The organism is Paracoccus sp. BR5-17 (genome assembly GCF_055693925.1).
The window spans coordinates 1293835-1307208 of the sequence record NZ_JBVFUV010000003.1; the positions used below are offsets into that span (position 1 = coordinate 1293835).

The window sequence follows — 13374 nt, forward strand, 5'->3', positions numbered from 1 at the left end:
CCCGCGGCCGCATCACACCAGCCGTCCCTCCTGCATCGCGGCCCTGACGAAGCCCGCGAACAGCGGCGCGGGGGCGAAGGGCTTCGACTTCAGCTCGGGGTGGGACTGCACGCCGATGAACCAGGGGTGGTCGGGATATTCGATCACCTCGGGCAGCTTGCCGTCGGGGGACATGCCCGAAAAGCACAGGCCGGCCTTTTCCAGCCGCTCGCGATAGGCGGCGTCCACCTCGTAGCGGTGGCGGTGGCGATCCTCGATCCGGGTGGCGCCGCCATAGACCTCGCTGATCTTCGAATCGGGCGCCAGCACGGCGGTATAGGCGCCCAGCCGCATGGTGCCGCCCTTGTCGTCCGTCACCTTGCGCTGCACGGTGTAGTTGCCCTGCACCCATTCCTTGAGGTGATAGACGACCGGCGTGAAGCGGGTCTTTCCGGCCTCGTGGTCGAACTCCTCGGAGCCGGCATCGGGCATCCCCGCCAAGTTGCGGGCGGCCTCGATCACGGCCATCTGCATTCCCAGGCAGATGCCCAGATAGGGCACCTTCTTCTCGCGCGCATAGCGCGCGGCGACCAGCATCCCTTCGGTGCCGCGCTCGCCGAAGCCGCCCGGCACGATGATGCCGTGGTATCCGTCCAGCAGATGCGCGCCTTCGCCTTCCAGCTTCTCGCTGTCCACCCAGTCGGCGCGCACGCGGACGCGGTTGGCCATGCCGCCGTGGGTCAGCGCCTCGGCGATGGACTTGTAGGCGTCCTCGAGCTGCGTGTACTTGCCGACCACGGCGATGCGGACCTCGCCCTCGGCATTCTCCAGCCGGTCGATCACGTCCTCCCATTTCGACAGGTCGGGCCGCGGGGCGGGGCTGATCTGGAAGGCGTCCAGCACGGCCCGGTCCAAGCCCGCGCGGTGATAGGCCAGCGGCGCCTCGTAGATGGACTTCAGGTCATAGGCGGGGATCACCGCGTCGGGGCGGACGTTGCAGAACAGCGCGATCTTGGCGCGCTCCTTTTCCGGGATCGGATGTTCGGACCGGCACACCAGCACGTCGGGGGCCAGGCCGATGGATTGCAGTTCCTTGACGCTGTGCTGGGTGGGCTTGGTCTTGAGTTCCCCGGACGCCGCCAGATAGGGCAGCAGCGTCAGGTGCATCAGGATGCACTGGCCGCGCGGGCGTTCGTGGATGAACTGGCGGATCGCCTCGAAGAAGGGCAGGCCCTCGATGTCGCCCACCGTGCCGCCGATCTCGCACAGCATGAAATCCACCTCGTCGGCGCCGATCGCAAGGAAGTCCTTGATCTCGTTAGTGACGTGCGGGATCACCTGGATGGTCTTGCCCAGGTATTCGCCCCGGCGTTCCTTTTCCAGCACGTTGGAATAGATCCGCCCCGAGGACACGCTGTCGGTGCGGCGCGCGGCCACGCCCGTGAAGCGTTCGTAATGGCCCAGGTCGAGGTCGGTTTCCGCGCCGTCGTCGGTCACGAAGACCTCGCCGTGTTCGAAGGGCGACATGGTGCCGGGATCGACGTTCAGATAGGGGTCCAGCTTGCGCAGCCGCACGGTGAAGCCCCGTGCCTGCAACAGCGCGCCCAGTGCCGCCGAGGCCAGGCCCTTGCCAAGCGAGGACACGACGCCGCCGGTGATGAAGATGTAACGCGCCATGAAGGCCCCCGTGAGTCTTGAAAGCGTGATTTCGCAAATTCTGGATGGCTGCGGGCCGTCCGGCGACCAGCATCACGGGACTTGGGATATAGCCGATTCGCCCCGAGGCCGCAAGGAACCGCAAGTTGATGTGGGGGCGGACGATACCGCCCCTAGCGGTGGTATGGCGTCAGTCCGCCGGCGCTTCCGCAGGGGTCTGGGCCGGCGCCGGGGCCGCGGGCGCGGCCTGTGCAGGAACCTGTGCAGGAGCAGGAGCGGCGGCTTCGGGTGCGGTGGCCGGCTGGGCGGGCGCCGGGGTCGGGGCTTCGGCTGCGGGCGGGGTCACCGGCTCGGCCGCGGGGGCCGCTGCCTCGGGCGTCGCCGTCTGGGGGGCCGCCGTTTCGGGCGCCGCGCTGATGGCGGCGGCCGGGGCGTCGGGCGCGGGCGGGGTCAGCGGATCGCCCGCCGTCCCGGTCGAGGGCGGCGGAACATAGGTCGGCGCCGCCGGCAGCGTCGATTCCTGACGGCCCGCGGGCACGCCAAGCTGGTCCATGATCGAACTGTTGGACACCTGCCGCGCCGCGATGATCGTCAGCGCGATCGAGGTCACGAACAGCGCGATGCCGAAGATCCAGGTCAGCCGGGTCAACGCGTTCGCCGCCTGTCGGCCGGTCATCACGCCGCCGCCGCCGCCCATGCCCAGCCCGCCACCCTCGGATCGTTGCAGCAGCACCACTCCGGTGAGCAGCACCGCGAGGATCAGATGGATGGTCAGGACGACGTTTTCCACGGCTTTCGGCCTTTCGCTTTCGGACGCGCCTATCTAGTCACCCGGGGGGATGATGGCAAGCAACAGAAACCCGCCCGCGGTGGATGCAGGGGAACGCCTGCACGGGGCGTCGGGTCGCGGGTCGCCGCTGGCCGGCTTGTGACCGGCTTGCCGCTGGACGAAGCGGCCCCGGCACGCTACCTCGGGGGCATGGAACAGGCCAAGCCCCCCTCATGCTGTATCTGGCCGCGCCGCGCGGCTTTTGCGCGGGCGTGGACCGCGCGATCAAGATCGTGGAAATGGCGCTGCAGAAATGGGGCGCCCCGGTCTATGTCCGCCACGAGATCGTCCACAACAAGTTCGTGGTGGACGGGCTGCGCGCGCAGGGCGCCATCTTCGTCGAGGAACTGGACCAGGTTCCCGACGACCGCCCGGTGATCTTCTCGGCCCACGGCGTGCCCAAGGCGGTCCCCGCCGAGGCACGGCGGCGCAACATGATCCATGTGGACGCCACCTGCCCGCTGGTGACCAAGGTTCATAACGAGGCCGCTCGCCATCATGGCGAGGGCTTGCAGATGGTGATGATCGGCCATGCCGGCCATCCCGAGGTGCTGGGCACCATGGGACAGTTGCCCGAGGGCGAGGTGATCCTGGTCGAGACGGTCGAGGATGTGGCGGCCGTCGCGCCCCGCGATCCCGAACGCCTGGCCTTCATCACCCAGACCACCCTGTCGGTCGATGACACCGCCGAGATCGTCGCGGCGCTGAAGGCGCGTTTCCCCGCCATCGCCGGTCCGGCGCGCGAGGACATCTGCTATGCCACCACCAACCGCCAGGCGGCGGTCAAGGCGGTTGCCCCCAGGATCGACGCGCTGCTGGTGATCGGGGCGCCCAACTCCTCGAACTCCAGGCGCCTGGTCGAGGTCGGCCGGGCCGCGGGCTGCGCCTATTCGCAGCTGGTGATGCGCGCCGACCAGATCGACTGGCGCGCGATCGACGGGGCCCGCGCGGTCGGCGTCACGGCGGGGGCAAGCGCCCCCGAGGTGCTGGTGAACGAGGTCATCGACGCCTTCCGCGCCCGCTACGAGGTGACGGTCGAGATCGTCGAGACGGCGCAGGAGAACGTCGAGTTCAAGGTGCCCAGGGTCCTGCGGGAAACCGCCTGAGGCCGGCGCCTTACCCCCGCCCCCCCGATATCAACCAAGGTCAAGGCAGATGCGGCTCTACTCGATGCCCTCCTCTGGCAACAGCTACAAGGTGCGGCTTCTGCTGGCGCTGCTGGGACGAACGGTCGAGACGGTCGATGTCGAGGACCGCTCCGATGCCCTGGAACGCGCCAGGGCCCTGGGGCGGCTGCCCTTCGGCAAGGCGCCGGTGCTGGAACTGGACGACGGGCGGCTGCTGCCCGAATCGAACGCGATCCTGTGCTGGCTGGGCGAGGGGACGGCCCTTGTTCCCGCCGATCCCTTCCGACGGGCCGAGATGCTGTCCTGGATGTTCTGGGAGCAGAACCAGCACGAGGGGGTCATCGCGGTCCGCGCCGCCTTGCGCAGCTATCCCCACCGCCGCGCCCAGGCCACGCCCGGACGCATGGCGGACCTTCTGGAACGCGGCCACGCCCTGCTGCAGGTGATCGAGGATCGGCTAGCGGGGCGGGACTGGCTGGTGGGCGACCGTCCCAGCCTGGCCGACATCTGTCTTTACGCCTATACGCATCAGGCCGGCGAGCGTGGCGGCTTCGACATGGCGCGGTTCACCGCCCTCCGGGGATGGCTGGGCCGCGTCGCGGCGCTTCCCAATCATGTGGGGCTGGATGACTGAGCTTTTCGCCTGGACCGACGGCGCCTGCAGCGGCAATCCCGGCCCCGGCGGCTGGGGCGTTCTGATGCGGGCGATGGATGGCGGCCGGATCGTCAAGGAGCGCGAACTTTCCGGCGGCGAGGCCCTGACCACCAACAACCGGATGGAGCTGATGGCCGCGATCGCGGCGCTCGAGGTGCTGGCGCGGCCAAGCGCGATCACCATCACCACCGACAGCGCCTATGTGAAGAACGGCGTGACCCAGTGGATCCACGGCTGGAAGAGGAACGGCTGGAAGACCGCCGACCGCAAGCCCGTGAAGAACGCCGAACTGTGGCAGCGCCTGGACGAGGCGCAGCGCCGCCACACCGTCACCTGGGCCTGGATCAAGGGCCATGCGGGCCATCCCGAAAACGAACGGGCCGACGAACTGGCGCGGGCCGGCATGGCGCCCTTCAAGCCCGCAAGGGTGGCGGGGTGACGCCCGGGCTTCTGGTTCCGGTCCTGGATTACGCGGCGGTGCTGGTCTTTGCGCTGACCGGCGCGCTGGTCGCCAGCCGGGCGCAGCTGGATCTGGTGGGCTTCATCTTCTTCGCCACCCTGACCGGGATCGGCGGCGGCACGGTGCGCGACCTGATCCTGAACCGCGACACGGTGTTCTGGGTGGGCCAGCCGGAACTGATCCTGCTGACCTCCTGCGCGGCGGTGCTGGTGTTCTTCACCGCACACCTGTTCGAGAGCCGCTATCGCCTGATCGTCTGGCTGGACGCCTTCGCCCTTGCCGTGGCGGTTCCGGCGGGCGTGGGGATCGCGGCGCAGGCCGGCGCCGGCCCGGTCATCGTGGTGGCGATGGGCGTCGTCACCGGCACCTTCGGCGGGCTGATCCGCGACGTGGTGGGCAACGAACTGCCCATGGTGCTGAAGCAGGGCGAACTCTATGTGACCGCGGCCTTCGGCGGGGCGGTGGTGGCGGTCGCGCTGATCGGCCTCGGGATGCCGCGCCCGGTGGCGCTGATCTGCGGCGGGCTGGTGGTTATCGCCCTGCGCGCAGGCAGCCTGCTGCTGGGGTGGAGCCTGCCCACCTACAAGGCGCGCCCGCCGCGCCGTTAGCGCAGCGCCGGCGGGCCCGCGCGGGGCTCGCGCAGATCCTCGACCCCCATGCGCAGCCCGGCGCCGATCCGGTGGGCCAGGGCCGCCCAGGCCCGCGCCGGTTCGGGCGGCAGGGTGCGGCGCAGGGTCTCGTCGAACAGCGCCAGCCAGACCGGGAAATGATCCGCGCGCACGTCCCCCGCCTGCCTGTGGACGCGCATCGGATTGCCGTCATAGCTGCGTTCGTAGAGGATCGCGTTGCGCCAGAAGGCGGCGATCCGCGCCTCGTGCGCGGGCCAGTCGGCGACGTGACGGGCAAAGACCGGTCCCAGCACCTCGTGCCGGCGCACCGCGCCGTAGAAGACGGCAACGACGCGGTCGATCTGGTCCGGGGTCACGTCGAAACGGGGCGGGATCATGGGGCGGTCCGTTACTGATCCCGATGTGGTCCGGCGCGGCGCCGGGCGCAAGGGGCGGTTTGACGCACCGCCCGGCGGCTGCTAGCCCGGGCACCGCGAAAGGAGGGCCGCGATGCCCCACTATACCGACGCGCTGACCCAGCTTGGCGCCAGGACCGACCTGCCCGAAAGCCCCGACCGGGCCGTGCTGGAGCGCGTGCCGAACCCCCAGCCCGGCGAGCTTTACGCCGTCCGCTTCACCCAGCCCGAGTTCACCAGCCTGTGCCCGATCACCGGCCAGCCGGATTTCGCGCATCTGGTCATCGACTATGTCCCCGGCGACTGGCTGGTGGAATCCAAGTCCCTGAAGCTCTACCTGGGCAGCTTCCGCAACCACGGCGCCTTCCACGAGGATTGCACCGTAGGCATCGGCAAGCGCCTGGTCCAGACCATCGCGCCGGCTTGGCTGCGGATCGGCGGCTACTGGTATCCGCGCGGCGGGATGCCCATCGACGTCTTCTGGCAGACCGGCGCCGCGCCCGCCGGGCTGTGGCTGCCCGATCAGGGGGTCGCGGGCTATCGCGGCCGCGGCTAGCGCAGGTTTCGCCAGATCATCATGGCGGCGTCCGACAGATCCCCCGCCCGCGCCAGCAGGTGTTCGCCTTCCAGGCCGGGACCCGGCCGGGCGCGGTCCAGCCGGTCCAGCAGGCGCAGGATCCGGCGGCGATGGGTGCCGGTCAGGACCTGCACCGGATCGGCCAGCAGGCCCGCGAAGGTCGTCACCAGCGATCCGATCACCGCAAGCGCCAGGCCGGTCAGCACCACCTCCCACGGCGAAAGCTCGACCGGGAAGGCCCAGTACCAGGCCTGGCCCAGCCGGTCGCCCAGCAGGAAGTCGTTCACGGCGGTCCCATGGGCGCGCATCTCGGCCAGCGGTCCGGCCAGCGAGATCACGCCGGGCGTGGCGCGGTCGAACAGCAGCCATCCCAGGACCAGCACGATGACCGAGGTGGTGATCTCGGACACGGCATTGCGGGTTTCGGCCAGGCTGGCTGCGCCGTGACGGGTGACTTCGGGCGGGGCTGCGGGGCCGATGCCCTGGGCGTCCAGATCGGCCACCAGGCGCACCAGGTCGGCCTGGATCACCCGGCCCATGTCCGAGGGCAGGAAGATCCTCCGCGCCGACAGCCAGCCGCCCGCCCGCCGCAGGCCCAGCCGCGACAGCGCCCAGCCCCCCAGCCGGGTCAGCAGAAACAGCGGAGACAGCATGACGTTGATCGGCGCGCGCAGCAGGTCGCGGCCCAAGGCCGCGCGATGCAGCCGCAGCGTTCCCCGCGGCCCGTAACGGTCGCGCACGAAGCGCGACACGGCGGCGCGGCGCCGGACCATGCGGTCGTCGGTCAGGGTTGCGGGCACGCGGGCGGCTTTCTATAGAGGTCGGCATGGAATTTCTGGCGTTCGGATCCCGAATTAGCAACCCGGTGGCGTGAGGTCTCGCGCCGCCGGGTCGCCGCCTGTCCGAACCCTCGCCCTCGAAGGATGCCCCGATGGCCGCCGATAGCCCCGCCGATACCGTCACCCCGGATGCCGCCGACTACCGCGACACCGTGTTCCTGCCCCAGACCCCGTTCCCGATGCGCGCGGGCCTGCCGCAGCGCGAGCCGGAATGGCTGGCCCGCTGGGACCGCATCGGCATCTATGACCGCCTGCGCGAACGCAGCGCAGGCCGCGCGCCCTTCATCCTGCACGACGGGCCGCCCTATGCCAACGGCCACCTGCATATCGGCCACGCGCTGAACAAGACCATCAAGGACATCATCGTGCGCAGCCACCAGATGATGGGCCGCGACGCGCGCTATGTCCCCGGCTGGGACTGCCACGGCCTGCCGATCGAGTGGAAGATCGAGGAGAAATACCGCGCCGAGGGCCGCGACAAGGACGCCGTGGACGTGGTGGAGTTCCGCCAGGAATGCCGCCGCTTCGCGGACGAATGGATCGGCATCCAGCGGTCCGAGTTCAAGCGCCTGGGCATCACCGGCAAGTGGGACGATCCCTACCTGACGATGGATTACCACGCCGAGGCGGTGATCGCGGCCGAGTTCATGAAGCTGGTGATGAACGGCGCGCTGTATCAGGGGTCGAAGCCTGTGATGTGGTCGCCGGTGGAAAAGACGGCGCTGGCCGAGGCGGAGGTCGAATACAAGGACCACACCAGCCATACCATCTGGGTGCGGTTCCCGGTGGAGACGTCGCAGGGTATTTGGGCAAAGAAGAAACCCGCGAGCGTGGTCATCTGGACGACCACGCCCTGGACCATTCCCCAGAACCGGGCCGTCGCCTTCAATCCGGCCATCGCCTACGGCCTCTATCACGTCGGTGCGGTGGCCGAGACTGCGACCGCCCGGGCGGGCGAGGTGCTGGTGCTGGCCGATGCCCTGGCCGACAGTGTCATGAAGGCCGCGAAGGTCGAGGATTTCAGCCGCGTCGGCGATGTGCCGGCAGCGGAACTGGAGGGGCTGGTGCTGAGCCACCCCTTCCGCGGCATCGAGGGCGGCAACGGCGAATGGGACTATGACGTGCCCCTGCTGCCCGGCGATCACGTGACCGACGACGCGGGCACGGGGTTTGTCCATACCGCCCCCAGCCACGGCGACGACGACTATCAGCTTGGCCTGCGCTTCAGGCTGCCGATGACCTACAACGTCGAACCCGACGGCAGCTATCGCACCGATCTGCCGCTGTTCGGCGGCCAGGCGATCATCGACGCGGACGGCAAGGACGGTCCGGCCAATGTCAGCGTCATCAAGCAACTGGCCTATGCGGGCGCGCTGCTGGCCAAGGGCAAGATCAAGCATTCCTACCCGCACAGCTGGCGGTCCAAGGCGCCGCTGATCTATCGCAACACCCCGCAATGGTTCGCCGCCATCGACAAGCCGCTGGACGACGGCATGGGCGCGCATGGTGACACGATCCGCACCCGCGCGCTGACCTCGATCGACAAGCTGGTGACCTGGTGGCCGCAGACCGGGCGGAACCGGATCCACGCAATGGTCGAAAACCGCCCCGACTGGGTGCTGTCGCGCCAGCGGGCCTGGGGCGTGCCGCTGACCTGCTTCGTGCGGCGCGGGGCGAAGCCCACCGACGACGACTTCCTGCTGCGCGACAGCCGTGTGAACGACCGCATCATCGCCGCCTTCGAGGCGGAAGGCGCCGATGCCTGGTATCGCGACGGCTTCAAGGCCCGGGTGCTGGACGGCATCGTGAACCCCGACGACTACGATCAGGTCATGGACGTGCTGGACGTGTGGTTCGATCCGGGCTCGACCCATGCCTTCGTGCTGCGTGACCGGCCCGATGGCGCGCCGGACGGCATCGCTGATGTCTATCTGGAAGGCACCGACCAGCATCGCGGCTGGTTCCAGTCGTCGCTGTTGCAGGGCTGCGCGACCAAGGGCCGGGCGCCCTATCGCAACGTGGTCACGCACGGCTTCACGCTGGACGAAAAGGGCATGAAGATGTCCAAGTCGCTGGGCAACACCATCGTGCCCGCCCAGGTGATCGAGCAATACGGCGCCGACATCCTGCGCCTGTGGGTGGCCCAGGCCGATTACACCGCCGACCAGCGGATCGGCCCCGAGATCCTGAAAGGGACCGCCGACAGCTATCGCCGGCTGCGCAACACGCTGCGCTTCCTGCTGGGCGCGCTGGACGGGTTCACGGATGCCGAAAGGATCGACCCCGCGCAGATGCCCGACCTGGAACGGTGGGTGCTGCACCGTCTGGCGCAACTGGATCGCGCCGTGCGCAGGGGCTACGATCAGTTCGACTTCCAGGGGGTGTTCCAGACGCTGTTCCAGTTCTGCACCGTCGATCTGTCGGCCTTCTACTTCGACATCCGCAAGGATTCGCTCTACTGCGACGCGGCGACGGATCCGCGCCGCCGGGCCGCGCGGACGGTTCTGGACATGCTGTTCCACCGGCTGGTGACCTGGCTGGCGCCGATCCTGCCCTTCACGACCGAGGACGTGTGGCTGTCGCGCTTCCCCTCCTATGACGACAGCGTGCATCTGCAGGACTTTCCCGAAACGCCCGCAGGCTGGCTGGACGACGGTCTGGCGACCCGGTGGGACCACATCCGCCGCGCCCGCCGGGTGGTGACCGCGGCCCTGGAAGTGAGGCGGTCCGACAAGACCATCGGCGCCAGCCTGGAGGCCGCGCCGGTCGTCCATGTCGAGGACGCCGACATGCTGGCCGCGCTGAAATCGGTGGATTTCGCGGATGTCTGCATCACCTCGGATCTGTCGCTGACCGCCGATCCGGCCCCGGCCGAGGCCTTCCGCATGGCCGAAACGCCGGGCATAGGCGTGGTCTTCGAACTGGCTGAGGGGCAGAAATGCCAGCGGTGCTGGAAGATCCTGCCCGATGTCGGCACGCACCGCCATCCCCATGTCTGCGCGCGCTGCGACGAGGTTCTGTTATGATCGACTACCGGCCCGCCGAGACTCGCTACGACCGGATGCCCTACCGCCGCTGCGGGCGGTCCGGGTTGCAATTGCCGGCGATCAGCCTGGGGCTGTGGCACAACTTCGGCCATGACACCCCGCATGACACCAAGCGGGACATCTGCCGCACCGCCTTCGACCTGGGGATCACGCATTTCGACCTGGCCAACAACTATGGCCCGCCGCCCGGCAGCGCCGAGGAAGCCTTTGGCGAGATCCTGCGCACCGACTTCGCCGGCCACCGGGATGAACTGGTCATCAGCAGCAAGGCGGGCTGGCGGATGTGGCCCGGCCCCTATGGCGAGTTCGGCAGCCGCAAATACCTGATCGCCTCGTGCGACCAGTCGCTGAAGCGGATGGGGCTGGACCATGTCGACATCTTCTATTCGCACCGCTTCGACCCCGACACGCCGCTCGAGGAAACCATGCGCGCGCTGGATTTCATCGTCCGGTCGGGGCGGGCGCTCTATGTGGGGATCTCCAGCTATAACAGCGCCCGCACCCGCGAAGCCGCGGCAATCCTGCGCGACCTGGGGACGCCCTGCCTGATCCACCAGCCCTCGTACAACATGCTGAACCGCTGGATCGAGCGCGACGGGCTGCTGGACACGCTGGAGGACGAGGGCATGGGCAGCATCGTCTTCACGCCCCTGGCGCAGGGGATGCTGACCGGCAAATACCTGAGGGGCATCCCCGCCGACAGCCGGGCGGCGCAGGGTAAGTCGCTGGCGCAGGACTGGCTGACGGACGACATGATCGCCCGCCTGAACGGGCTGAACGACATCGCCGCCGCGCGCGGACAGACGCTGGCGCAGATGGCGGTGGCCTGGACGCTGCGCGACAGCCGGGTGACAAGCGCGCTGATGGGCGCCTCGCGTCCGTCCCAGGTCGTCGATTGCGTCGGCGCGCTGGACCGGCTGGAGTTCACGGCCGACGAACTGGCGCGGATCGACGCCCTGTCGGCAGGTGACATGAACATCTGGCGCAACTCGACCGAGGGCGCCGGCGAGCGCTGATCGCGACAGCGGGGCCGGATCGTGCTAGGCTGGCGGCAACCATCAGCCGCGGGAACCGCCATGAGCGTCGTCAGTGCCAGCCTGGTGAACCTTCCCGGAACCGAGGCGGCCGTCGGCTGGGCGGGCAGCCACTGCATCGTCGCCGACCGGCCCGAGGGCAGGGCCGGCGGCATGGGGCTGGGCTTCAACGGTGCGCAACTGCTGGCGCTGGCGGTCGGCGGCTGCCTGTGCAACGACCTGCGCTACATCGCGCACCGGCGCGGGACGGTGATCGGATCCATCGCGGTCACGGTGCATCTGACGCTGGAGGGCGATCCCCCGATCGCGACGGAAGCCCAGGTCACGGTCCGCTGCACGACCCGTGACGGATCGGACCCGCAGCCCCTGATCGACGAGGCGCGGGGCAGTTCGCTGGTGGGCTGTTCCCTGCCGCGCGGGATCCCCGTGCGGATCCTGGCCGGGCAGGACGGCTAGTCCCACCACCAGCCGTTCTTCTTCAACGCCTGCCGGATCGGCTTTTCCCGGGACGGCAGCCCGGCCGAGAACAGCGGCCGGACCTTCTCGCGGCCCTTGCCCTGATAGATCAGCTTTCGCGCCGGCTCCCATTCCTTCAGCCGCTTCTTGATGCGGTTGGGCGCGGTCGCGGCCTCCAGCACCTCCAGAACCCTGTCGGGCTCGCGGGCGTAAAGCAGCGGCAGGTTGCGGTAATGGCAGGTCAGGCTTGCGTCCAAGGCCGCCAGTTCGGGACCGGGCCGCCCGCCGCCAAGGCTGTGGATCACCAGCGGCAGCACCACCTGGTCCAGCCAGGGGTCGAGGCTCTGGCAGGCCAGTTCCTCGGGCGGGTCGTCGCGCACCGACAGCGCCCAGTCCAGAAACCGGCGCGCGAAAACCGCAGGATCGGGGCCGAAGAACCAGCCGGCGTTGAAGTACAGATACCGCTCCCAATGCTCGTCGGGCTGCGACAGATCCAGCGAGGACGCAAAGTCCAGGCCAAAGCGGTCATAGAGCGATTTCCAGATCGCCGCGTAGCCGGGACCGTAGAGCGGCGGTTCCGGCCAGGTTCCCTCGCGCCGCATCGAGGCGGCCGGGCGGGCGGCGTCCAGGGCCAGCCGGTCCAGCGGACCGGTCACCAGCGTGTCGGTGTCGAAAAACACGAAGGGCTGGTCCGCGGGCAGCACCGACAGCGCCTCGATCTTGTTGCCATAGGGATAGGCGGCGCCGAAATGGCGGGCGGTGAAGGGGGCGATCTCGGCCCCCAGTTCCGCCAGAAGCGTGCGGCTGTCGCTGCCGATCAGGGTGTCGTGGCCGGACCAGGCGCCTTCGGGCCGGGGCTCGGCCAGGATCAGGCGACCGCCGAAATCGGGGGCCGCCTGGCGCAGGCTGGCCGCGAAGATGATCGCCTGATATTCCAGCCGCCCGGCCTGGGCCACGATCAGCAGGTTCGGCGCGGCCATCAGCAGGCCGCCGGGCGGCGACGGGAAACAGGGGCGCGGCACGGCGCCATGCCCGTGCGGCGACGCCTCGGGTCGCGCCCGACGACAGGGCCCGCCATCGCCATCCCCTAGCGCGGCCCGTCCGGGATGGGAAGCGCACTGGTGGCCTTGATCTCCTCCATCGACAGCAGGGCGGTCACGTTGTGGATCTTCACCTCGCCGATCAGCGACTGGTAGAAGCGGTCATAGGCCCGGGCGTTCCTGACCTGCACCTTCAGGATATAGTCGATGTCGCCGGCCAGCCGGTGCGCCTCGATCACCTCGGGACGCTCGCGCAGCGCCTTGAGGAAGCGCGCGGCCCAGGTCCGGTCATGTTCGCTGGTGCGGATCAGCACGAAGAAACAGGCCTCCAGCCCCAGGGCCTCGGGGTCCAGGATCGCCACCTGGCGGCGGATCACGCCGGCCTCGCGCAGCTTGCGGATCCGGTTCCATACCGGGGTCTTCGAGGCCCCGACCCGGTCGGCGATCTGGTCCAGGGACAGGCTCGCATCCTCCTGCAGCAGGGACAGGATCCTGCGATCCACGTCGTCCAGCCGGACATGCGTTCTGGTGTGGCCCGCGTTTTGTGGAAGCTGTTCCGTCATGCCCGCCCGTCTTGGCTGAATGTCCTTATTTTCCCCAGCCTATCGCAAAGATCCAGAACAAAATCCTATATTGATCAGACCAATCGAA

At 69.0% G+C, this 13374-nt stretch carries 14 protein-coding genes; 8 read left to right on the top strand and 6 right to left on the bottom strand.

From position 1 onward, the window contains the following. Positions 1 to 12 precede the first annotated feature (12 nt). Together ACZ1HC_RS07885 and secG are read right to left on the bottom strand one after the other, a co-directional pair. Positions 13 to 1656 (bottom strand): CTP synthase, encoded by a 1644-nt coding sequence (locus ACZ1HC_RS07885; RefSeq protein WP_472699495.1) that lies wholly within the window; start codon positions 1654 to 1656, stop codon positions 13 to 15. 169 nt (positions 1657 to 1825) lie between these two features. Then, positions 1826 to 2425, bottom strand: a complete 600-nt coding sequence (gene secG / locus ACZ1HC_RS07890) for a preprotein translocase subunit SecG (protein ID WP_472699496.1) — start codon at positions 2423 to 2425, stop codon at positions 1826 to 1828. A gap of 212 nt (positions 2426 to 2637) precedes the next feature. On the opposite strand from secG, the gene ispH reads away from it, so the two are divergent. Genes ispH through ACZ1HC_RS07910 form a run of 4 tightly spaced genes read left to right on the top strand, consistent with a single transcriptional unit; the run spans position 2638 to position 5314 of the window. Beyond that, a complete protein-coding gene (ispH, locus tag ACZ1HC_RS07895) occupies positions 2638 to 3570 on the top strand; it encodes a 4-hydroxy-3-methylbut-2-enyl diphosphate reductase (protein ID WP_472699497.1) in 933 nt (310 codons plus the stop codon). 49 nt (positions 3571 to 3619) lie between these two features. Further along, positions 3620 to 4225 (top strand): glutathione S-transferase family protein, encoded by a 606-nt coding sequence (locus ACZ1HC_RS07900; RefSeq protein ID WP_472699498.1) that lies wholly within the window; start codon positions 3620 to 3622, stop codon positions 4223 to 4225. Then, the gene (gene rnhA, locus ACZ1HC_RS07905) at positions 4218 to 4685 is read left to right on the top strand and encodes a ribonuclease HI (RefSeq protein WP_472699499.1); all 468 of its coding nucleotides are present in this window, start codon (positions 4218 to 4220) and stop codon (positions 4683 to 4685) included. Before ACZ1HC_RS07900 ends, rnhA begins: the two co-directional genes overlap by 8 nt. Next, positions 4682 to 5314 (top strand): trimeric intracellular cation channel family protein, encoded by a 633-nt coding sequence (locus ACZ1HC_RS07910; RefSeq protein ID WP_472699500.1) that lies wholly within the window; start codon positions 4682 to 4684, stop codon positions 5312 to 5314. Before rnhA ends, ACZ1HC_RS07910 begins: the two co-directional genes overlap by 4 nt. On the opposite strand, the gene ACZ1HC_RS07915 is transcribed toward ACZ1HC_RS07910, so the two are convergent. After that, the gene (locus tag ACZ1HC_RS07915; RefSeq protein ID WP_472699501.1) at positions 5311 to 5712 is read right to left on the bottom strand and encodes a group III truncated hemoglobin; all 402 of its coding nucleotides are present in this window, start codon (positions 5710 to 5712) and stop codon (positions 5311 to 5313) included. The genes ACZ1HC_RS07910 and ACZ1HC_RS07915 overlap by 4 nt on opposite strands. 112 nt (positions 5713 to 5824) lie before the next feature. Between ACZ1HC_RS07915 and queF the strand changes: the two genes are divergently transcribed. Then, complete coding sequence (gene queF / locus ACZ1HC_RS07920; RefSeq protein WP_472699502.1) at positions 5825 to 6286, top strand: preQ(1) synthase; 462 nt, start codon at positions 5825 to 5827, stop codon at positions 6284 to 6286. On the opposite strand, the gene ACZ1HC_RS07925 is transcribed toward queF, so the two are convergent. After that, positions 6283 to 7107 carry a DUF6635 family protein gene (locus ACZ1HC_RS07925; protein ID WP_472699503.1) on the bottom strand — a complete coding sequence of 275 codons (825 nt, stop codon included), beginning with the start codon at positions 7105 to 7107 and terminating at the stop codon, positions 6283 to 6285. The two genes, queF and ACZ1HC_RS07925, sit on opposite strands and share 4 nt — an antisense overlap. A 131-nt stretch (positions 7108 to 7238) precedes the next feature. Here ACZ1HC_RS07925 and ileS point away from each other — a divergent pair, with 131 nt between their 5' ends. From ileS to ACZ1HC_RS07940, 3 genes are read left to right on the top strand one after another with little or no spacing between them, the layout of a single operon-like run. After that, positions 7239 to 10172: an isoleucine--tRNA ligase gene (ileS, locus tag ACZ1HC_RS07930; RefSeq protein WP_472699504.1), complete on the top strand. Its 2934-nt coding sequence runs from the start codon at positions 7239 to 7241 to the stop codon at positions 10170 to 10172. Continuing rightward, a complete protein-coding gene (gene mgrA / locus ACZ1HC_RS07935) occupies positions 10172 to 11209 on the top strand; it encodes an L-glyceraldehyde 3-phosphate reductase (RefSeq protein WP_472700809.1) in 1038 nt (345 codons plus the stop codon). Before ileS ends, mgrA begins: the two co-directional genes overlap by 1 nt. A 60-nt stretch (positions 11210 to 11269) precedes the next feature. Continuing rightward, entirely contained in the window at positions 11270 to 11683 is a 414-nt protein-coding gene (locus tag ACZ1HC_RS07940; RefSeq protein ID WP_472699505.1) for an OsmC family protein, read from the top strand. Here the strand turns inward: ACZ1HC_RS07940 and ACZ1HC_RS07945 are convergent. Together ACZ1HC_RS07945 and ACZ1HC_RS07950 are read right to left on the bottom strand one after the other, a co-directional pair. Beyond that, on the bottom strand, positions 11680 to 12663 hold the full coding sequence (locus tag ACZ1HC_RS07945) for a hypothetical protein (protein ID WP_472699506.1): 984 nt from the start codon (positions 12661 to 12663) through the stop codon (positions 11680 to 11682). The two genes, ACZ1HC_RS07940 and ACZ1HC_RS07945, sit on opposite strands and share 4 nt — an antisense overlap. A gap of 107 nt (positions 12664 to 12770) precedes the next feature. Continuing rightward, on the bottom strand, positions 12771 to 13286 hold the full coding sequence (locus tag ACZ1HC_RS07950) for an Lrp/AsnC family transcriptional regulator (RefSeq protein ID WP_472699507.1): 516 nt from the start codon (positions 13284 to 13286) through the stop codon (positions 12771 to 12773). Between the last annotated feature and the right edge of the window lie 88 nt (positions 13287 to 13374).

What these genes read in the sequence shown, in the direction of transcription:
- rnhA (WP_472699499.1), top strand. Translation starts at nt 4,218, where the DNA reads ATGACTGAGCTTTTCGCCTGGACCGACGGCGCCTGCAGCGGCAATCCC.
- ispH (WP_472699497.1), top strand. Translation starts at nt 2,638, where the DNA reads ATGCTGTATCTGGCCGCGCCGCGCGGCTTTTGCGCGGGCGTGGACCGC.
- ACZ1HC_RS07900 (WP_472699498.1), top strand. Translation starts at nt 3,620, where the DNA reads ATGCGGCTCTACTCGATGCCCTCCTCTGGCAACAGCTACAAGGTGCGG.
- ACZ1HC_RS07915 (WP_472699501.1), bottom strand. Translation starts at nt 5,712, where the DNA reads ATGATCCCGCCCCGTTTCGACGTGACCCCGGACCAGATCGACCGCGTC.
- ACZ1HC_RS07940 (WP_472699505.1), top strand. Translation starts at nt 11,270, where the DNA reads ATGAGCGTCGTCAGTGCCAGCCTGGTGAACCTTCCCGGAACCGAGGCG.
- ileS (WP_472699504.1), top strand. Translation starts at nt 7,239, where the DNA reads ATGGCCGCCGATAGCCCCGCCGATACCGTCACCCCGGATGCCGCCGAC.
- ACZ1HC_RS07945 (WP_472699506.1), bottom strand. Translation starts at nt 12,663, where the DNA reads ATGGCCGCGCCGAACCTGCTGATCGTGGCCCAGGCCGGGCGGCTGGAA.
- queF (WP_472699502.1), top strand. Translation starts at nt 5,825, where the DNA reads ATGCCCCACTATACCGACGCGCTGACCCAGCTTGGCGCCAGGACCGAC.
- ACZ1HC_RS07885 (WP_472699495.1), bottom strand. Translation starts at nt 1,656, where the DNA reads ATGGCGCGTTACATCTTCATCACCGGCGGCGTCGTGTCCTCGCTTGGC.
- ACZ1HC_RS07950 (WP_472699507.1), bottom strand. Translation starts at nt 13,286, where the DNA reads ATGACGGAACAGCTTCCACAAAACGCGGGCCACACCAGAACGCATGTC.